Genomic DNA, 19,706 nt, shown 5'->3' on the forward strand with positions numbered 1-19,706 from the left:
TTAAAGCGGTCCCTCCCCCTGTTTAAGAGATCCATTTGTTAAAGGGGGGGCCATTGCCACCCTTTTTTCCACCGTGTGAATACGGAGCTTTTCCGCCATGTACACCCTGTTAATCGCCGAGGATGACCACGCCTATGCGCTCATATTGGAGCATTTTTTACTAAGCCTTGGCCATAAGGTGCTCATTGCCAATAATGGAGAACAGGCGGTGGAGATGTTTAAGATCCATCAACCGGATCTTATCTTCATGGATGTGCTCATGCCCGCCATGGATGGTCACCAGGCAACGCGCGAAATACGCCGACTCACCTTGGGCGATCCCGTGCAGGTTCCTATTCTTTTTCTAACGGCTATCGAGAGTGAAAAGGTGCTGGCGGAGTGCCTGGAGTGTGGGGGGGATGATTTTATCAGCAAACCCTTTAGCACAACCACCCTCAAAGCCCGCCTAAATGCTTGGCTAAAAAAACGCCACATGTCCGAAGAGATGGCCCGCGACCATCGACATATTGCCCGCGTGGTAGAGAACTTACGTCGCGATACGCGCTATTATGGGGAAAATTTACGCACCATCACCTGCCCGATGGCGCAGGTGAGCGGCGACCTTATCCTCTCGGCCAAACGACATGATGGCACACAATTGATCGCGGTGGTGGATTTTACCGGTCATGGTTTAAGTGCGGCGATCTGTGGTCCCCTCATTAGTCACGCCTTTTACACCCATTTTCTCGCCCATATTGAGACCACCGCGTTGCTGTTCATACTCAACGAACTGTTATGCCATAAACTGCCTGAAGGTATGTTTATGGCTGCCCATTTTGTAGAACTTTCACCCGACCAGCGACAGATGCGGCTCTGGAATTTTGGCATGCCTGCATGCGTGCATATCGACGGGTCGCAAATCTTCCTCTATGGGAAACACCTTTTACCGATGGGCATCCATGAAATGACCCCTCAATCGATGGTCTGCACCGTGCAACCTATAAATAAGGGCAGTCGACTCTATCTTTTTTCCGATGGGGTAAACACATTGGTTGCCTACGACTCCGAAAGCCAATATATGGAGGATATTCATTGCTTTTTAAGGGCTTGTTTTGAGGAAGGGCAGACCCCTCCTCTGCCCGACCAGCCCACCTTATCTACGGGCTGCACGGCACCCATCAAGGATGATATCACCATTGCCGAGATCACCTTAACCGCGTAAGGATTTTAAGCGACACGCTTGCGCAGATCCCGCTTACAAACGCCGCACACCCAAACGATTCCGATTGCTCCTGCCTACCCTTGTGCAGACAACCGGCCCGCGTTGCGGCCACACCACCCATTGCCCCAATACCACACGTTCCACGCACTCCAGCACTCAATCCCCGACCCTTTCTAAAAATATTTTGATCTTCATAAAATAAAATGTTGCACCGCATCCCTGAGCGTTTCATCATCACCGGTGCGCTCAGCTCTCTACCGAGATCCCTTGGCCCATAAACGAAAATATTACCCACGCGCCACCAAGCCATCACACGACTGTGATAGGCTGTTCGGTTATCAGTGGTTTTATCGACAACCCATGAGGATACCCCCCATGTCCCAACCTAAGCCTATGAATACCATCGCGGTTATGACCAGTGGCGGCGATGCTCCAGGCATGAACAGCGCCATTCGTGCGGTGGTGCGTACCGCCATCGGTGCAGAGATGGAGGTACTGGGCATCCGCCGCGGCTACAGTGGCCTGCTGGAAGGGGATCTTATCCCCATGGATGCCGCCTCGGTGGGTAATATTCTACAAAAGGGTGGTACTGTGCTGGGCACCTCCCGCTGCGCGGAGTTTCTTAAACCGGAGATTCGCCAAGAAGCTGCCAATATTTTACGCCGTAAACATGTGGATGGCTTGGTCGTCATCGGTGGCAATGGCTCCTTTAATGGCGCCTACCAACTGCACCAAGAGCATGACATACCGGTGGTTGGCGTACCGGGTACCATTGATAATGATATCCAAGGTACCCACTACACCATCGGTTTTGACACGGCGGTGGAGACCGGGGTCTATGCGGTGGATAAAATCCGCGACACCGCCAATGCCCACGACCGTATTTTTTTGGTGGAGGTCATGGGGCGACATAGCCCCGCCATCGCCATCCATACCGGTGTCTGCACCGGGGCTGAACATGTGATTCACACCCCCGAAAATACCGACTATGACACCTTGGTCTCAGGGATCCGGCGGGGCCGTAAGCGGGGCAAAAACTCCTTTATTATCATCGTCGCTGAGGGGCAAGTTCCTGGTTCAGCCTATCAGGTGCAAAAGCATCTGGCGGACAATTATCAAATCGCCTCGCATGTGGCCATTTTGGGCCACCTGCAACGCGGCGGATCGCCCACCGCCCATGATCGCTTTATTGCCGCCAGCATGGGTTTTCACGCTGTCCAAGCCCTCAAAACCGGCGAAGTGGCCACGGTTACCGCTTGCCGTGACGGACGTATTCAGCTGGTCCCCTTACAAGAGTGTTTGGAAAAAAATGATGCCATCGACGCTTTCTCCTTAAACCTGACCCAGCAGTTGGCAATCTGACCCCCCACAGCCCCACGCTTGAGATCCCTAAAGCCCTCTTTTGGCACAGCCGAAAGAGGGCTTTTTTATAGGGCTTGGCCCACAACTTAGCCTGAAGTTATATTTGTATATATATTTTTAAGTTTTTGATTTTATAAGATTCCTTCTCATTCATAAAAAAAATAGCCCCATTTCCCATAAAATTCCACACTCTTGATACAGATCAAATCAAAGCCTCTGCTTTCTCTGTTAAGCAAGAACCACACTGTAAAATTAGGTACGGGGGGAACCCTGTCACCAATAAAGCATGCATGGCCGTCCATTGAGCAACCAGGCAGGGTATCACGCATAAACGGTGGTCAACGCGATTTCGGTTGGCCCGTGCAGGCCGCAAAAAAAACATGGGGGAAGAGCGATGAAATATGGGTTAAAAAAATTTTGGAGTGTGGTGGCGTTTGCGCTACTGCTCTTCACGGTAAGCCAGGCTGAGGCGGTCCGCCCTGCTGGCCAACCGGGTAAAGATTGGGGCGGACCAGAGAATGCCAAGTGTGCCGAATGCCACATGAAAGAGAGTCCTGGCCTGTGGAAGCAGTGGAATGAGAGCCAGCACGGTCAAAATGGCGTAGGCTGTTTGGATTGCCATAAAGCGGCAGAAAAAGATGTGGATGCTTTTGAGCACAAAGGGCAAAACATTGCTGTACTGGTAACCCCTAAGGATTGCGCCCAGTGCCATGCCACAGAGGTCAACGAGCAGCAGCGCTCTCACCACGCCAGCGCGGGTAAGATTTTGCACTCGCTGGACAACCTGCTGGGTGAGGTGGTTGGGGGACCTGCGGCGGTTAACGTGGGGTGTCGTCAGTGCCACGGCTCGGTGGTCAAGTTAGATGTCAAAAAGCGCCCCACCACCGACACTTGGCCCAATACCGGCATTGGCCGCATCAATCCCGATGGCAGCTTAGGTTCTTGCAGTGCCTGTCATGGTCGGCATAACTTCTCCCGTGCCCAAGCCCGGCATCCCGACACCTGCGGCAAGTGCCACATTGGCCCGGACCATCCCCAGTTGGAGGTCTACAACGAGTCTCAGCATGGCATTCAGTTCCGCGCCAACATTAACAAGATGAACCTGGGCTCCGACAAGTGGGAAGCAGGCATTGACTACACCGCCGCCCCCACCTGTTCCACCTGTCACATGAGCGCCGTTCCGGGTCGCCCCAAGACCCACGATGTGGGTGAGCGCATCTCCTGGAACCTGCGTTCCCCCATCTCCAACCGTATTAACCTCATCCGTTTGGACAACGGCACCTCGTTTGATTCCCCCGACGGCAAACCCTTGCCTAAGGTTGGGGATATGATTGAGGCCCGGGGCGGTAAAGTGATTGAGGTCATCACCTCTGAAGAGCGCCGTGGACGCATGCAGGATGTCTGCTTTGCCTGTCATGGTGAGCGTCTTGTCACCGGTCACTATAAGCAGTTGGATGACTTTGTTGAGCTCTACAACGAAAAGTTTGCCAACCCCATCAAGAATATCATGGCAGAGCTCAAAGCCAGCGGTAAGATCACCAAATCGCCCTTTGATGAAAAGATTGAGTGGATTTGGTGGGAAATTTGGCACCATGAGGGGCGTGTTGCACGCCATGGCGCCTCCATGATGGGACCCGACTATGCTTGGTGGCATGGCATGTATGAAGTGGCCAAACACACCTACTTTGAGTTTATTCCTGAGCTCAAGCATGTCGTGGGCGAGGAAGAGGCCAAGCGACTGCTGGAGAAGCACTTCAAACCCATTGCAGGGCATGACTGGTACTTCAATGGTATGAACAAAGAGGCCCTACAGAAGATCAACAAAGAGTACGAAAAGCGCTACGGCAAAGGCTCGGTCAACTAAGCCAAGCCGAATCATCAAAGGCGACCCTGCGGGGTCGCCTTTTTTTTTACACCATGCCCCTGTCAGAGAACGGGCAAACCCGTCACCGCATCGCCACAACCCCCTCCAGCACGCTGAAAGCTCGCTCTAGGCGGGCACCCTACTTATCCAACATATCCACCCAACTCGCAAACTCTTCCCCACTATGACCAAAATCTACCACCACGGTCTTTTCAGTCCGCACCACATTTTGGCGCTCCTGTTCTAAACGGTGCATAGAGGCTTCCAACTGCTGTTTCTCATCCTTTAACTTTTGGAGCGTCGCCTCCAGCGCCTGTTCATGGTTCCAACGTTCGCAACCATCCCGCGCCATCTGGTAGAGTTCCCCACGGGAGACCGGCTTTTTAATAAATTGCACGTCATGCTGCAATTGATCATGGATCTCATCCACAGAGTGATCACTGTAGGCCGAAACAATGTTAATATAGATATGCGCATCCAACGCCCGAATGCGCCGGGCAACCTCCAGCCCATCCATGCCCGGCGGCATGCGTATATCCACAAAAGCAACCGCAAAGGGGCGCTGCTGTTGCATGGCCCGTTCAACCTCTGCCACCCCATCCTGCCCTTGACTGACCGCAACCAATTCAAAGACTAACCTACTTACTTCACTCAGCGGGGGCTGGCTGGCGGATTCGTCGATAAACTGTTCCAAAAAACCCGGCTGCGTCGCCTGCGCCGAAAAAATGGCACGGTAGGCTTCCAACACCTCAGGGTTATCATCCATCACCAAAATTCTAGTATTAAAGGTCATCTTCGCCTCCCTACCCAAAAAACCAGACGCCTACATTGACATAATTACAGCTATTATGATGGGCCTCTGCTATACTTATCGCAAGCCATTTAGGGGTCAAGTCATGCGCCATTACATGGCAATGGCCACGTAGCTTAAGGCGCTTTTGTTGGAAGAGGGCGAAATAGATGTTCCAGGCCAAAGATGACGCCAAACGCCTGCAAACCACAGATCCACGAGAAATCGTTAAAATTTTCACCTCGGCCATGTTAGACGAGTCACATGTACACGTCCGTCTAGACCACGGCATGGTGGAATATTTTTCCCTGTTCCGCAGCTCAGCCGATGAGCTTGAGGCACTGCAAAGCGCCGATCACCTGACCCTAACCCCCCTTGATCCCCCTGTGGGCAACGCCAAAATACGCCTGTGCGAAAGGGTTATGCTGCGCTTTTTTACCGCACAGTTTAGTGCCGAGTGCCAATGCACCTTTTTGGAAACCCAGGACAACCGTAGCATCCACCTTAGCTTGCCTGAACGTCTCACCCTCATCCCCCAACGACGGGCCGATGTACGGGTTAAAATTGATGAAAAAAAGCCCTTTATACTCAAAATTATCCGTCCCTCAGGCATCTCGTTCCTGGCTAAACCCATCGACATCAGCGCCGGGGGAATCAGCTTTGCCAGCATCGGCAATGTTCCCCATATTTCTGAAAAATCGCGTATTCATCTCATTCTTGACTGGAAAAACGAAGGAATCCACATCAAAGTGCGGGCTTTGATGCTCAAAGAGATAAATAAAGAGGGGGAACAGCTGCTGCGCGCCCGCTTTTTACCCGAATCACTGGCCGCCGCCCAGAGCATTGAAGAGCTGGTCGCCCTGGTCCAACGCAAACATCTGCAACAACGGGCCGAACTGTTTAGTTAGCCCACCCCCCGCAAGGACGGCCCCCTCAGTTTTCCCCCAGACCACGCCATACCAGCACAAAGGCGCATGCCGTCTGGCTGCCCTGCGCACGACCGTGTGCCGCAACAGATAGGATGGCAGAGGCCGACAGCAGCACCGGCAGCTGCGCACCATCGCCACACAACAATTGGCACGACAGGTTTTGTTGGGCCCCCTGGGCCTGAACACGGCTCAGCAGATCTTCCATGACCAAATCAGGGAACAACCCCCCCACCGACATCCCCAAGATATCCTCTTCATCATACCGGCTCATGGCCGCCGCCGCTGGGTTGCTGGAGGTAATCATACCCCCTGCATCACACACCACCAGCCCTTCGGAGAGGGAAGAGACCAGACTCTCCATGCTCAAGCGCGCGATGGCGTGCTCCTGCACCTGCTGCTCTAGGCTAAGCTGACGATTAACCAACTGCTGATCCTGTGTCCAACGGTTACAGGCATTATGGGCCAGCTGCAAAATCTCATCCCGCGTCAGGGGTTTGCGGGTGAGTAATACATCGTGTTGGATGGTCTGCTGGATCTCATCCACCCCACGATCACTATAGGCCGTGACAAAAATGATGTAGATGCGATCATCCAGATCTCGAATCCGACGAGCCGTCTCCAAGCCATCAATACCGGGGGGCATGCGTATATCCACAAAAGCCACTGCAAAGGGGCGATTGTCCACCAACGACTGCTCGACCAGCGTCACCGCATCCACCCCCTGTAGGGCGGTTGCCAGCTCAAAGGCACGCTCCAACCCTACAGGTTCAACCTCGACCTCATCGGTAAACATGGCCAGTGCGGAAACCTGCTTGGCCCGTGGCTCTAGAATATTGCGATACACATTCAGCAGTTGTTCGTCATCATCCACCACCAGAATGCGTTGGTTGATCGTCACGACGTTTCCCCTTCCTTCCCAAGCGGCACCTTGTAGGGTGTCTGTACGGTAAGATCGATGGTTTCTGAATAACGGTTAGCCATACCCCAGCAGCGTTGTAGAAACAGTCGTGTTGGCACATCATCGGGACAGGCGGCTAAACAATCCTGAAAGCACTGCAAAGCCTCTTTAATGCTCCCTTCATGGTACAACTTTACACCGTTTTCGTAGAGCGAAATGATCCCCTCTCGCGCAGTGCGTTGCGGCTCTGGCCAGGCATCCACAATTTCATAAAAGGCCATAGAATCCCGCTTTCCCCGTACCTTGACCCAATCCACCAGACGGGTGGAAAAAGCGTCAGGGGCAAGCAAAGCCGCACAGGCCGCCGCCGAGAGCATGACCGGCACCCCATAGGTCTTGGTTAACCCTTCGGTACGTGCGGCAAGATTGACCGTATCGCCAATAACGGTGGTGTCCATGCGGTCCGACTCACCAATGGTGCCCAACATTAAGCGCCCCACATTGATGCCAACCCCAATGGCAATCGGCTGATATCCGGCGCGACCTCGCCCCAGGTTGTATTCATGCAGGCGATGACTCATCTCAATGGTGGTGCGTACCGCATTATCTGGCTCTTCAAACAGCGCCATAATGCCATCGCCCAGATATTTATCAATAATCCCATCGTGCTTGCGGATGATGGGCCCCATATGGCCCAAATAGCTGTTGATAAAACGAAAGCTGTCCGTTGGGGTTAAGGTCTCGGAAAAGGCCGTGAAGGAGCGTATATCCGAAAACATCACCGTCATCACCCGCTCACTGCACTCCCCTAATGAAAGGTGTCCCCCATCGGTCGCGGGATCCAGCACATGAATAAATTTACGCGGCACAAATTTGTTAAAGACCTCCAACTGCTCTTGCAACTGGTGATGTTTGCGCGCCAGCGAATCCCGACTCTCTGCCAATTCCCGATCCCGCTGCCAACTGACGCAGGCATTGCGGGCCATTTGAAAAATCTCTTCTTTAGAGAGCGGCTTGCGCCCCAGCACCACATCGTGCCTTAATTGCCGCTGGATCTCTTCAATGCTGCGGTCACTATAGGCTGTGACGATAATAATGTAGATGGAGGGATCCTCTTGGCGAATACGCGAGGCGGCCTCAAGGCCATCAATACCCGGTGGCATACGTATATCCACAAAGGCAACCGCATAGGGGCGCCCCTCCTGGACCGCTTGGCGCACCGCCTCGACCCCTTCCAGCCCCTGCGCAACCGCCGTCACATCAAAATGGGTGAGCAGGTCACACTCCTCCTCTGCTGGGCGTGGCGCCACCTCTCCTTCTGCCAAAAAATCCAGCAGATGGTCACTCACATGGGCGGAGGCTGGTTGAGGGGCCAGAATATGCCGATAAGCATCCCTTAAATGGGCATCATCATCCAACACCAGTACACGGTTATTGGTCTGCATGTTTGACATCCTCCCCGGTTAGCGGCAAATGGAGCCGAAAGAGACAACCCTGCCCTATGCCAGCGCTCTCCACTTCAAGTTTGCCTTGCATGGATTGCACAAAACTGGCCGCCGAATGCAAACCAAAACCCGTGCCTCGATTTTTGGTGGTATAACCAAAACGAAAAACATGCGCCACTTGCTCTGGGGCAATACCACATCCATTATCCTGCACCTGAAGCATCAAGCCCCCCCCTTCATCTCGCCGGGCGACGATGTGAATCCATCCTGCGGCAGGGTCCGTGGACAAGCGCTGCCCAATCGCTTCTTGGCTGTTTTTAATCAAGTTTATGACCAGTTGTAACAGTTGACTGCGGGGTAAATAGATATTTTCCAAGCCATCCTCGCACTCAAGGGTGAGTTCAATATGGAATTTTTCCAGCTTGTCCGCTTGGATCAATACCGCATCATTGAGCAAATCCCGCAGATCAAAATGGGTTAGCAGCATATAGTGCGAGGCATCCTGATGAATCTTAATAATTTCAGAAATATGCTGAATACCGGTGCGGATTTTCTCGGCATTGTCGGTAAAGTCCAGGTTGGACATTTTCGCCAATCGGCTGGAGAGTTCATCAAAGATGGAGAGCACACCATTCAGAATATCCCCCTCACCCTTGCCCTGCGCCCTTTTGTTCTGAATACTCTCCCCTACCCGACCAAACAGCCCAGCTAACGCCTTTAACTCCTTGCTAGAATCTCCAATCATATCGGAACGGCTCATAATCCCCATAATGACATTACCGATATTATGCAAAATTGAAACGCTCATTTCTGCCACCCCCGCTTGGAAGGAGGCATAACGCTCTTTTTCCTCTGCCTTTTTGCGCTCGGTCAAATCATGGGCAATATGGATCGAACCCGTCAGTTCCCCGCTCACTGCGTGGATCGGGTAGACCGACACCTCGTAATTGCCGCCCAAGCGTGCCTCCAAAAGTACCTTGCTGTTGGGGCAGCTCTGGGACAAAAGCTGCCCATGAGGGCAAGCCTCGAAGGGTTCTTTAACCCCATGCAGCGCTTCATAACAGGGCATGCCTTGTATTTTTTGCTGTGAGATTCCCAAAACTTTAGCCATTGCTCGGTTACAGCGCACAATTTTATAGTGGGTATCGACAATTAAAATTGGCTCTGTGATCGCATTAAAAGTTCGTTTCCACGCATCTCTGGCTTCCTCTAAAGCCCATTCGGCCTGTTTTATCTCGGTTATGTCCTGTACCGTGCCGACCATGCGCAACGCCTTACCTGCGGCATCCCGCACCACATCTCCCTTGGCGCGCACCACCCGCACGTCGCCTGCCGGACGGCGTATGCGATATTCTATGTCATAGATATCGTTTGGATCGGCAAACGCGCGTTGCAAGGCTTCGTGCACCAACGCCCTATCCTTAACATGCACCACCTCCAAAAACTGCTCGGCAGGCATGGCTTGGGGCTGTAGAGGCCGCTCAAATATGCGGTAGACCTCATCGCTACAGGTTAACAGGTTGGTGGCGTAATCCCAGTCCCAGCTGCCCAGATGGGCCAGCTGTTGCGCCCGCTCCAAGCGCGCACGGATCTTTTCATTTTGCTCTTCTAAAATCACCCGGTCGGTAATATCTCGGTCTACCCCTTGATAACCGGCAAAATGGCCCTCTTCATCAAAAATGGGCACACCACAGCTTTCCAACACCACGAGGTGGCCATTTTTATGCCGGTTACGGTTGACCAGTTTTTCAATAGGCCTACGTTGTTCAACAAGCACCTGAAAGTTGGCCCTCACCCGTTGGGCCTCATCGTGGGGCATGAGGTCAAAAGGGGTTTTTCCCATCATTTCTGCGGGTGAATAGCCCAACATCTGTTCCACCATGGGGCTGGAATAGGTGTATACACCCTCTGCGTCCACCGCCCAAATCCAGTCATTGCTGCTCTCAACCAAAGCCTTAAAGCGCCGCTCGCTACGCGCCATGGCATCCATGAGGCTACTCTTGTTAATGGCATTATGCAGTGTTTTTGAGAGAAAATCCGCAAAGTTTGCCCCGTCATCACGGTAGACAAAATCCGTTGCCCCCAAACGAATCGAAGTAACCGCTACCTGTACCGTGGCCTCATGTGCCACCATAATGACCGGCGGAACATTGTCTCCCTCCTGCAACAGCCGTCGCAACAGATCAATGCCATCCTCGCTGCCCTTGAGATGGTAATCAATAAGGATCGCGTCATATGCGCCGGCTTGCACCTCTGCTAAAATCGCACCCTGCTCTTGCACCCACACCCATTCAAAGCCATCGTGAGCCAAGCGGTGTTGCAGGAAGGCTGGGAAATCCTTATTATCATCAACACACAAAATTTTTAATTTTTTGCCGCACGAGCCAGACATTGCACGCTACCCTTCCTTGACGATCGGATGATTGGCACCAGCTTCATTCGGCAAGATCTCCATAGGCAGCGTGACAATAAAGAGCGCGCCTCGACCCAACCCTTCACTTTGGCAAACGATTTCACCCCCTATAGACTGCACAAAGTTAGCGGCCGAGTGCAGACCAAACCCTGTGCCCTTCTCCTTGGTGGTATAGCCAAAGCGAAAAGTCTCGGCTAATTTATCGGTCGCAATACCGCAGCCATTATCCTGTACCCTAATTTCCAACCAAGCACGCTCTTTTTGTTCCACACTCACTATGATTTGACCCTTTTCATCATGATCTTGAAAGCGCGTAACAATCGCCTCGCGACTGTTTTTGATTAAGTTAATAATCAACTGCAACAACTGACTGCGCGGCAATGCTACCTGTTCCAGCGTTTGGGTAAAGTTTAGCTGCACCTCAATGTCATATTTATCCAAACTGTCAGACTGGATCATAATGGCGTCGTCAATCAAACTGGCGAGATCAAACCGGGTAACCATGGTGTGTTGGGCGGAGTCCTGATGGATTTTAATGATCTCTGATATGTGGAAAACGCCTTGATGAATCGCGGCGGCATTTTCCATAAAATCGGCCTTGGCCATGTTGGCCAATTTTGTACTAATCTCTTCAAAAGCGGGCAGTAAACCGGTGAGAATTTGCGTATCACTCTGCCCTTTTTCCCGTTTAAGGGCCACACTTCTGCCCACCCGGTCAAACAGTTCTGCCGTATGTGCCAACGCCTCACTGGCACTTGTAATGCGCTCAGAGCGGTTCATGATGCTCATGATGGCATTACCGATATTATGCAGGATAGAGATGCTCATCTCTGCCACGCCCGCCTGGAAGGAGGCATGTTGCTCGCGCTCTTCCGCGCGTTTACGGTCACTAATATCGCGCACCACCCCTACTGCGTGCCAGTTATCGCCGTGGGGGACGGCGGCCAAAGAGATCTCCATGGCAAATTCAGAGCCGTCCTTGCGCAGCGCCGTAAGTTCAAGGGTTTTATCTACCGCCGCACCAGAGCCGGTCATGGCAAACTGGGCAAAACCTCGCTTGAAGGACTCATGGTAGCGTTTGGGAGCTACGAGGGTATGCAGATCTTGGCCCAGCACCTCCGACTCGGCATGGCCAAAAATGCGTTCTGCCGCAGCGTTCCAAAACGAGACCCGGCCAAATTCATCAATCATGATAATGGCATCCTGGGCAGCCTGGGCGATCATGCGGGTGCGTTCGATGCTCTCTTGCAGCGCTTGGGTCATTTTGATCTGCTCTGTGATATCTTCAGCAGCGCTCAAAGAGCCGGTGATTTGCCCTTCATCATCTTTGACCAAGGTATGGTGCCACGCCAGCATGCGCCGCTGGCCTGACTTGGTGACCGCTGCGCTTTCTACATACTCTGCGCCCTCGATCTGCCCAAGACAGACGGCGGTGTGAATCTTCCTCTGCTGTTCACGCACATCGGAGGGGCTAACCTTATCAAACCAATTTTTACCCAGCAGCGCTTCCCGAGAATATTCTAGAACGGTGCAGCCTTTATTATTAATCAACTCAACGATGCCGTCACGGTCCAGTTTAACAATGATACTTCCAACAATATCAAGATATTGTTTAGCTTTGTTGCGCTCCAAAACAACCTGCTTACTTTCGGTTTCGGCATTCCAACACCTAGCGGTTTCCTGGTGGATTCGGCGCCCCAACAGCCACAGGCCAAACATACCGATGATCCAGATTGCAAAGATGACCGATCCCTGCCGCAGCACATGCTGCCTCCCCATGGTCTCCCAGGGCAGCATGTGTATGGTGACCGATAGCCCGCCCCGGACATCACCCAGTTTATAACCTTGATGAGCATGGCATTTGAGGCAGCCCTCCTCAGTGATCAACGGCTGCATCAGACGTAAGACGCTTTTTCCGTCTTTCTGGAGAAAGTCGGCGACCTCTGTTTCGCCCTGTTCAAAATGCTTTAATGCACTCATTTCCCAGGGATCGGCATAATTACCGGGATTAAGGGGTTTAAGACTGGTGAGGTGGCCTTGAATATCCCCATTATCGCGAATGACTTGGTAGATCTGGCGTAGCATGTAAGCGGGATTCATTAAGGTGAGTTGACGCCCCGAGGGGGTAGAGATATCGCGCTCATCCACATGGGCCAAAAAGGGGTTAGCAGGGGTTATTTTTGTCATAGGCACATAGACGCCACCATGCATACTTGCCCAGTAGCGGAAGTCGAGGTCTCGTTCTAGGGCGGTGCGAGCCTGAGAAAGGGCCAACCGTTGCATATCCTGTTTGATTTCAAAAAGGCTACCAGCAACCAACAGCAGCATGAGCAGTGACCACAGAATGGCCATTTTCATGGTGGGGAAAAATGAAACACCAGCCGTTGCATTGGGAATGAAGGATTTCATCGTTCCTCCCTCTTTCGCGAAGGGTGGGGAGACTGACAGCCGATCGCAGACCAACCCTAGATCTGCAACGGCTGGATGCGTTACAAGGAGCGTTCAGAGCCCCCCGTTGTTGTGCCACAGGGCTGACACGCCCTAAGTTGTGGAGACACCCCTTTGAAAGCAACCTTGCCTTACCCGTGCCGCCTTGGAGCTTTGCGCACCCTCACCCCATATGGCCCACTCGGCCTACTGCGCACCCTTTAAGCGCGTGTGGCTGGAACGGGGTTTTTTGGAACGGCAGCGGTTGTCAACCGCGCACCGAGCCGGGGCTACAAGCGATCCATCCAACCGGCATGCTCTTTTCCTTAAGTATAACCCGACCACACCAATCTGGGTAGCACCGATTCCCTCTAGACCAAGAGGTTATCACACGATTAGGCAAAACGTGCCGCACTTGCCCTTGTCTCTTTCATCAACTCCCGTGAAATCTGTAAAAGATTGGATTGCACTGGCCTTGCCATACCTCACTTCTCGCGTGGCCCACACAACAGGCTACCATGGAGCCGTTTCTTGACACGACCACCGAGGCAAACCATAATGCCCCCAGCACCGGCTAAGCGCCTTAAACCTGCCCACCCCCTGCAAAAAGGCACGCCATGGCCACCTTTAAGCATCACACTTTTTCCTGGTTCGCCGAACATGAGTTCGCCCACGGAGATGCCGGAAAACGCGCCAACCACAATATGTTGCTCTACCACCTCGTCAAATCCTTCTCCCAACCCACCGTGTTGGAGTGCGGCACCGCATTGGGACAATCCACCTGCCTGCTGCTTACCGCTGTCGAAGAGCAGCAAGGCCGCCTCTGCTCCTTGGATATACAGGATTGCGCCCATGTGGCCCAGTCCGACCGCTGGCAGTTTATTCAAACCGATGATCGTGATGCCGCCTATGTCCTAGGCTTGGCACCCTATTTAAGCGAGGGTATCGACGTTCTGTTTTTAGATAGCGTGCACAGCCGCGCCCATGTTTGGGCACAGTTACAGGCGTGGTACCCCCTGATCAAACAGGGTGGCTATATCGCCTTTGATGATATTGACCCCACCACCTACCGGCAGGGAGGACGCACCCCCAACCAACAGCGCTGCGCAGAGTTTGGGGATATGTCTGAGATGATCCGTGAGTTTTTCTATGCCAATCTGGACGATCTGTTTCTTGCCTACCACTTTGGCATCAGCGGTCGTGGCATTATGAAAAAGCTTGCCCCCATGGGCACCCAACCCAAGCCGCCCATGGTGACAGCAGAGTGGCCCAACCCCCCTGGCATCACCGAGTCGGCCCGCAACCTTGCCGCCGCCATCGCACGCTATGTGCGCGTCAACCTATTGCCCTAAAGGGACGGCCCATGCTTTTTTGGTTTGTCCCATATCCGATACACAACCCAACCCATCCGTGGCTAACCCTGGGGAGCCAACGGCATGGATAGTGCCTCGCTGCGAGAAACCATCCGCACCATGGATGCCCACTATCGGCAAAATGGACCCGGAGAAATCTTTGGTTGCGATCTGTTCAAACAGGCCTTCTATCCCATCCGCTATGCACGCATCGCCCGGTTTATCCGCAAGCGCTTACAGCCCAAAACCGGCCAAGTGTTGGATATTGGCTGCGCCACGGGGGGATTGCTCGCCGCCTTGCAGCAACAAGCCCCGCAAAAACAGTACCTGGGCAGCGACATCTCCGGGGTTGCCGTAAGCTATGCCCAACAGAGCCTGCCCCACGCCCACTTTTTTCAAGGGGGCTTTCCCGACCTGCCGCTGGCCCCAGAGCAACTAGAAGGGGTCATCTGCCTCGAAGTGATGGGCCACCTAACCGACCCCCAGCGCCAAGCCGCCATCTTGGAGATCAGCCGACTGCTTCAGCCCGATGGCTGGCTCTGTTTTTCGGTCAAGATAAACTATCGGGGCAATGGCTTGGATGAGGAACGCGCACGTGCTCTACTGGCGGCCCATTTTGAGATTGTCGACCATCTTTACTACCACAACACCCTGCTCCAGCGCTTTCACCGCCCCACCCAGCGACTGCAGAACCGGGCCAAGGCTCTACGTCTACGCATGGAGACCCTGGCCGCCCAACTGCGCGGCACGCAGCCCATGCCAGCCACCCTCTCGCCCCAACGCCAACGCATGAACCGCCTCTTCGCCACCCCCTTGGGGCGGCCCCTCTTTGGGGTATTGCTCTGGCTGACTAAGGGCTGGCACCGTGGGTTGTTTTGGTGGCTCTGTTGGCTACCATTGGGTCGGGGAATCACTTGGCTGGAGAGCTTGTTGCCCCTCTCCCATGAGGGGATTGTCCTGTTTGCCCATAAAAAAACTGTCGCGGCACCTCCCGCTTAACCCCACCCATGGCTAGCTACCCTTGCCCCCCATGCGCCCGTTAATGCGGTAGATGTAGGCCAGCACCTCGGCCACTGCTTGATAGAGCTGAGGCGGCACCTCGCTGCCCACCGGAATTTTTTCCAGCAGATGCACCAAATCGGGATCCTCCAACAGCGGAACGTCGCCCTCCTTGGCCCGCTTTAAAATGGTCTCGGCCAAACGCCCCCGCCCAGAGGCCGTAACCCTGGGGGAGGTATCCTTGCCCAACCGATAGCGCAACGCCACTGCCCGTTTGTGCATGTAGCTGTTATTGCCATCCTGGGAGTCTGCCATGCCCTTATCCTTGCGCCTGAAAGCCGGTGTTGTGACCACCGCCGTCCAATCCCAAAGCGGCGGCCCGCTCGGCGCGAATCTGCGCCCCGCTCAGCTTGGCCAACTCCAGGGCCTGCAACGGCAAACCTGCGGCATTCATGCTCTGCCGCAGCGTCGCCAACTCCTGACGCAAAGCGGTCAAGGCAAGCTCCTGCTCGGCACGCAAGTTGATGCCAATATAACCTTCGCGGGACTGCACATTGGCCTGCACCATGCCCAACTCAGTCATATTCAAGGAGAGCAAAACGGAGGTAAGATCCTCCGCCTCCCCACCGCCACGCGCCCGCTCCCGTCGGATGATCGCCTCGCCCAAGCCCCCTTCGTTCAGCCAAAAAATACGGTAGCCCAAAATGGCGCTGTTGGGGTCCATCTGCGGCGTGCGGGGCAGCAAATCCTGCATCGCCAACAGATCCCCCATACGCCCTAGGGCATGCCGTAGCGAGGCCACCTCGCCCTCGCTACGCCCCTCTGCACTGCGCACCCCATCGGCGGCTTGACGCATATTGCGGATCGCCTCCACCAACTCCTGTTTACTGCCGCTTTCAAGCAGACGCGCCAGCGCTGTACCGTCCCCTTTGAGCAACCCCTGCACCGACAGATTGCTCAAATTACTCTGTAGCAGCTGGGCCAGTGTCTGCCCATTGGCTAGGGCAAGCCCCCCCTTTGCCCCCCCCACCAACAGCCCACCACCCTCCCCTTTAAGCAGCCCGGCCCCCTCCAACAGCTTGGTAAAGAGCTCTGGCGCACGGGCCAGACTCTGCTGTCCATCAAAGGCCAGTTTGGCCGCTTGGGCGCTCTCGCTACTTACCATGCGCAGGGTCGGCTGGGGTTCCAGACTCATCACCTGCAAACGCACCTGTTCCCCTGCCTGGAGCGCCGTATTGCCCTGAAAATTCATCGTACTGCCATTACTCAGACGAATGGTACCCTGCCCGTCTTGACGCATATCCTGTATGCGTCCCGTCAGGGTATCCCCTACCACCAGGGTTAGCTGTACGCTACCTTTGGCACCAGCGGCGGCACCGGTTATGGTGACAAAACTTTGCAGGGGGGCAACCATGGCGTCTCTCTCTTGGTTTTAACCCTATCCAGCCCTATACTTAGGGCCTAAAACGACAAAACGCCACGACCCAGGGTCGCAGCGTTTGTCACCATTCCACACGGGAGCGTTGGAAGCAGCGCTTAGCTTATCTCACGACTGGTTTGGGCACCGGAGAGACGCTTGAGCAGGCTAACCTCCTCTACCGTTAAACCGGTCTCCTCAATCACCCGCTCCTCATCCACACCATTGGAGAGCAGCAGTTTGGCTTCGCGATAGGCATCGGGTTTGGCACCCTGGCTATGGTTGCTGCTCTGTGGCTCATGATGATGTTGGCTTGGCATGCCCCGATCCAGATAACGTAGCTCTTTTTGCAGCGCATCCAAACCCGATTGAATCTGCTCCGGCAATCCCTCGACGGTGCGCAGGATGCGGTCCTCAACCCCAGCCAACTCCTCCAGAATAATCTCTGTCTGCTCGCGACCCTCCGCCATCACCACCGCAGGATCCATACCCATAACCGGTGCGGGAACAGGGTCGTCCATCATGACCTCAGACTCCACCATGGAGATACGGTCATCATCCATGCCTGGCTCTACCGCCCGTAGATCGCCACGCAGCTGCCTGAGCTGGCTGAATATTAACATCATCCCCATATAGAGAACTGCAAAACAGACAACGACAAGTAGGTTCCAAAGGCTCATGCCATTCATCCCTGAAGGTGCCGCATCAATGGAAAAAGCTCCACCGCTGCATTAACGCCCATCTCACCACCACCCCCTCAGCGCACTCCCTGCACCGGGTTTTGGTAGCCTACCACACCCATTTTACTAATTGGCGCGATTTAAAAAACGTTTGATCCGTGCTCGCATGCGCAACGCCGCTTTGCTGTGCAACTGCGATATGCGGGATTCGGTCAAACCCAGCACCTCGCCAATCTCACTCATGGTCAGCTCTTCAAAATAGTAGAGGGTCACCACCAAGCGCTCTTTTTCTGGCAGGGTCTCAATGGCATCGGCCATGGCATGGCGCAACTCCATCAAACCGATGGCCTCTACCGGATCTTGCACCGAGGGGTCGGCCAACACTTCTAGCACATCCCACTCTTCATCATCGTTATTGGGACGAATATCCTCAAACGAGACGATGGAGATACCGCGCACCTGATCAATCTGCTCGTGGTACTCATTCAGGCTAATGCCCAGATGTTCCGCAACCTCAACATCCTCAGCAGGGCGGCCAAATTTGGCCTCCAACTGGTTGTAGGCTTCCTGCATTTGGCTGGCATTTTGGCGCAGCTGTCGAGGCACCCAATCAATGGCCCGCAACTCATCCAAAATCGCCCCACGAATGCGGAACTCCGCATAGGTTTGAAATTTAATGCCACGGTCGGGATCAAACTTGGAGACCGCATCAATCAGCCCCATCACCCCCACCTGATAGAGGTCATCCAGATCCACCGACTGGGGCAGTTTCATGGAGATGCGACCCGCCACATAACGCACCAGCGGCGCGTATTTGAGGATGATCTCCTCCCGCGACAGGCTTTTCCACGCTTCGGCTGTGGAGAGCGCCTGACTAGCATCCGGTTTATGCATGTTCATGATGGACATGGCTCAAGAGCTTTCCGGCTCGGAGGTTGATGGGGGATCCTCTTCATCCAGCAGCCGCCCCCAGAAAAATGTGGCCTGACCATTATTATCCCGTTCCTGACGCTGCCACGTTTCCACCAACCATTGAGAAAGTCGGGTAAAAGCGATGGAAGATTCAGCCTCGGGATAGGCCAGTGACACAAGCTGCTGTTCCCGCACTGCCTGTTGCAACAGATCATCCTTAGGGATATATCCAGCAAATTGCAGTCCAATATTCAGAAAACGGCTAGAGACATCCGAGATCGCTTTATAGACCCGTTTAGCCTCTTTAAGACCGGTTACTTGGTTCACAACTAAGTCAAAATTGTTTAGGCGATGGTTTTTATACATCACCTTCATCAAGGCGTAGGCATCGGTAATGGAAGAGGGGTCTGGCGTTGCCACCACCAGAATTTTCTCCACCGACAGAATAAAATAACGCACATTGGGCGAGATCCCTGCGCCGGTATCCACAATCACCACATCAATGTCGGCATTCCAGTTATCCAGATGGTCCATCAGCGAAGCCCGCTGCTCTTCACTAAGATCCGACAACTCGGCCACACCGCTGGCTGCGGGTAGGATATAGATGCCCTCAGGCCCCTGCACCACCACATCATCCAACGATTGGTTGCCTGACAGCACATCGGCCATGTTATATTTGGGCGTTACACCCAACACCACATCGATGTTGGCCAAACCCAGGTCGGCATCAATGATCAATACTTTTAGGCCACGCTGGGCAAATCGTACCGCCAAATTGACCGACACCAACGTTTTACCCACCCCCCCCTTGCCACTGGTAACAGCCAGCGTGTAGGGCACTTTGCGTCGGGCATGTTTGCCCAACGGCGTACGGGGGGGAACCGGCCGTGGCGGTACTAAGCCACGGGCCTCGTCATCACGCCGCTTTTGGGCCTGCTCGGTCAACTCGCGCAGTCTGGCCGCCTGGTTGTCCATATCGTCGATCATAATCCCTATGCCTTCGCACCTTGGCACCGG

Annotated in this window: 16 protein-coding genes; 6 read left to right on the forward strand and 10 right to left on the reverse strand. The window is 54.1% G+C overall.

Going from position 1 to position 19,706, the window contains the following annotated elements; translation table 11 throughout:
• The first annotated feature begins 97 nt into the window (after positions 1-97).
• The 3 genes from MMC1_RS15485 to MMC1_RS15495 all read left to right on the forward strand — a co-directional run bounded on the left by MMC1_RS15485 (position 98) and on the right by MMC1_RS15495 (position 4,427).
• Positions 98-1,201: a response regulator gene (locus MMC1_RS15485; protein ID WP_011714578.1), complete on the forward strand. Its 1,104-nt coding sequence runs from the start codon at positions 98-100 to the stop codon at positions 1,199-1,201.
• A 375-nt stretch (positions 1,202-1,576) separates the two neighbouring features.
• On the forward strand, positions 1,577-2,563 hold the full coding sequence (gene pfkA / locus MMC1_RS15490) for a 6-phosphofructokinase (RefSeq protein WP_011714579.1): 987 nt from the start codon (positions 1,577-1,579) through the stop codon (positions 2,561-2,563).
• Between the two features lie 394 nt (positions 2,564-2,957).
• The gene (locus MMC1_RS15495) at positions 2,958-4,427 is read left to right on the forward strand and encodes a multiheme c-type cytochrome (RefSeq protein WP_011714580.1); all 1,470 of its coding nucleotides are present in this window, start codon (positions 2,958-2,960) and stop codon (positions 4,425-4,427) included.
• Positions 4,428-4,566: 139 nt separating this feature from the next.
• Here MMC1_RS15495 and MMC1_RS15500 read toward each other — a convergent pair whose 3' ends face one another.
• Positions 4,567-5,220: a response regulator gene (locus tag MMC1_RS15500; protein WP_011714581.1), complete on the reverse strand. Its 654-nt coding sequence runs from the start codon at positions 5,218-5,220 to the stop codon at positions 4,567-4,569.
• A 167-nt stretch (positions 5,221-5,387) separates the two neighbouring features.
• Between MMC1_RS15500 and MMC1_RS15505 the strand changes: the two genes are divergently transcribed.
• Positions 5,388-6,125: a PilZ domain-containing protein gene (locus MMC1_RS15505; RefSeq protein ID WP_011714582.1), complete on the forward strand. Its 738-nt coding sequence runs from the start codon at positions 5,388-5,390 to the stop codon at positions 6,123-6,125.
• A gap of 25 nt (positions 6,126-6,150) precedes the next feature.
• Here MMC1_RS15505 and MMC1_RS20500 read toward each other — a convergent pair whose 3' ends face one another.
• From MMC1_RS20500 to MMC1_RS20510, 4 genes are read right to left on the reverse strand one after another with little or no spacing between them, the layout of a single operon-like run.
• The gene (locus MMC1_RS20500; protein ID WP_011714583.1) at positions 6,151-7,044 is read right to left on the reverse strand and encodes a response regulator; all 894 of its coding nucleotides are present in this window, start codon (positions 7,042-7,044) and stop codon (positions 6,151-6,153) included.
• Entirely contained in the window at positions 7,041-8,489 is a 1,449-nt protein-coding gene (locus MMC1_RS20505; protein WP_011714584.1) for an adenylate/guanylate cyclase domain-containing protein, read from the reverse strand. The genes MMC1_RS20500 and MMC1_RS20505 overlap by 4 nt, the downstream gene beginning before the upstream one ends.
• The gene (locus tag MMC1_RS15520) at positions 8,476-10,881 is read right to left on the reverse strand and encodes a PAS domain S-box protein (protein ID WP_011714585.1); all 2,406 of its coding nucleotides are present in this window, start codon (positions 10,879-10,881) and stop codon (positions 8,476-8,478) included. The genes MMC1_RS20505 and MMC1_RS15520 overlap by 14 nt, the downstream gene beginning before the upstream one ends.
• Positions 10,882-10,887: 6 nt before the next feature.
• Positions 10,888-13,311 carry a PAS domain S-box protein gene (locus MMC1_RS20510; RefSeq protein WP_011714586.1) on the reverse strand — a complete coding sequence of 808 codons (2,424 nt, stop codon included), beginning with the start codon at positions 13,309-13,311 and terminating at the stop codon, positions 10,888-10,890.
• A gap of 635 nt (positions 13,312-13,946) precedes the next feature.
• On the opposite strand from MMC1_RS20510, the gene MMC1_RS15530 reads away from it, so the two are divergent.
• A complete protein-coding gene (locus MMC1_RS15530) occupies positions 13,947-14,681 on the forward strand; it encodes a class I SAM-dependent methyltransferase (RefSeq protein WP_011714587.1) in 735 nt (244 codons plus the stop codon).
• 84 nt (positions 14,682-14,765) lie between these two features.
• Positions 14,766-15,680 carry a class I SAM-dependent methyltransferase gene (locus MMC1_RS15535; RefSeq protein WP_011714588.1) on the forward strand — a complete coding sequence of 305 codons (915 nt, stop codon included), beginning with the start codon at positions 14,766-14,768 and terminating at the stop codon, positions 15,678-15,680.
• Between the two features lie 12 nt (positions 15,681-15,692).
• Here MMC1_RS15535 and MMC1_RS15540 read toward each other — a convergent pair whose 3' ends face one another.
• From MMC1_RS15540 to MMC1_RS15560, 5 genes are all read right to left on the reverse strand, one after another.
• The gene (locus MMC1_RS15540; protein ID WP_011714589.1) at positions 15,693-15,995 is read right to left on the reverse strand and encodes an EscU/YscU/HrcU family type III secretion system export apparatus switch protein; all 303 of its coding nucleotides are present in this window, start codon (positions 15,993-15,995) and stop codon (positions 15,693-15,695) included.
• Between the two features lie 4 nt (positions 15,996-15,999).
• The gene (gene fliK / locus MMC1_RS15545) at positions 16,000-17,094 is read right to left on the reverse strand and encodes a flagellar hook-length control protein FliK (protein WP_011714590.1); all 1,095 of its coding nucleotides are present in this window, start codon (positions 17,092-17,094) and stop codon (positions 16,000-16,002) included.
• A gap of 122 nt (positions 17,095-17,216) precedes the next feature.
• Entirely contained in the window at positions 17,217-17,777 is a 561-nt protein-coding gene (locus tag MMC1_RS15550; protein WP_011714591.1) for a hypothetical protein, read from the reverse strand.
• A 126-nt stretch (positions 17,778-17,903) separates the two neighbouring features.
• Complete coding sequence (locus MMC1_RS15555) at positions 17,904-18,677, reverse strand: FliA/WhiG family RNA polymerase sigma factor (RefSeq protein WP_227665269.1); 774 nt, start codon at positions 18,675-18,677, stop codon at positions 17,904-17,906.
• Positions 18,678-18,689: 12 nt separating this feature from the next.
• Positions 18,690-19,676, reverse strand: a complete 987-nt coding sequence (locus MMC1_RS15560) for a MinD/ParA family protein (protein WP_041641290.1) — start codon at positions 19,674-19,676, stop codon at positions 18,690-18,692.
• Positions 19,677-19,706 lie beyond the last annotated feature (30 nt).

The organism is Magnetococcus marinus MC-1, from assembly GCF_000014865.1.
Lineage (GTDB): Bacteria > Pseudomonadota > Magnetococcia > Magnetococcales > Magnetococcaceae > Magnetococcus > Magnetococcus marinus.

Excerpts from the sequence above, each read along its gene's own strand:
- MMC1_RS15500 (WP_011714581.1), bottom strand. The coding sequence starts at position 5,220 with ATGACCTTTAATACTAGAATTTTGGTGATGGATGATAACCCTGAGGTG.
- MMC1_RS15495 (WP_011714580.1), top strand. The coding sequence starts at position 2,958 with ATGAAATATGGGTTAAAAAAATTTTGGAGTGTGGTGGCGTTTGCGCTA.
- MMC1_RS15555 (WP_227665269.1), bottom strand. The coding sequence starts at position 18,677 with ATGAACATGCATAAACCGGATGCTAGTCAGGCGCTCTCCACAGCCGAA.
- MMC1_RS15520 (WP_011714585.1), bottom strand. The coding sequence starts at position 10,881 with ATGTCTGGCTCGTGCGGCAAAAAATTAAAAATTTTGTGTGTTGATGAT.
- MMC1_RS15505 (WP_011714582.1), top strand. The coding sequence starts at position 5,388 with ATGTTCCAGGCCAAAGATGACGCCAAACGCCTGCAAACCACAGATCCA.
- MMC1_RS15535 (WP_011714588.1), top strand. The coding sequence starts at position 14,766 with ATGGATAGTGCCTCGCTGCGAGAAACCATCCGCACCATGGATGCCCAC.
- MMC1_RS15530 (WP_011714587.1), top strand. The coding sequence starts at position 13,947 with ATGGCCACCTTTAAGCATCACACTTTTTCCTGGTTCGCCGAACATGAG.
- MMC1_RS20510 (WP_011714586.1), bottom strand. The coding sequence starts at position 13,311 with ATGAAATCCTTCATTCCCAATGCAACGGCTGGTGTTTCATTTTTCCCC.
- MMC1_RS20505 (WP_011714584.1), bottom strand. The coding sequence starts at position 8,489 with ATGCAGACCAATAACCGTGTACTGGTGTTGGATGATGATGCCCATTTA.
- MMC1_RS15560 (WP_041641290.1), bottom strand. The coding sequence starts at position 19,676 with ATGATCGACGATATGGACAACCAGGCGGCCAGACTGCGCGAGTTGACC.
- MMC1_RS15485 (WP_011714578.1), top strand. The coding sequence starts at position 98 with ATGTACACCCTGTTAATCGCCGAGGATGACCACGCCTATGCGCTCATA.
- pfkA (WP_011714579.1), top strand. The coding sequence starts at position 1,577 with ATGTCCCAACCTAAGCCTATGAATACCATCGCGGTTATGACCAGTGGC.
- fliK (WP_011714590.1), bottom strand. The coding sequence starts at position 17,094 with ATGGTTGCCCCCCTGCAAAGTTTTGTCACCATAACCGGTGCCGCCGCT.
- MMC1_RS15540 (WP_011714589.1), bottom strand. The coding sequence starts at position 15,995 with ATGGCAGACTCCCAGGATGGCAATAACAGCTACATGCACAAACGGGCA.
- MMC1_RS15550 (WP_011714591.1), bottom strand. The coding sequence starts at position 17,777 with ATGAGCCTTTGGAACCTACTTGTCGTTGTCTGTTTTGCAGTTCTCTAT.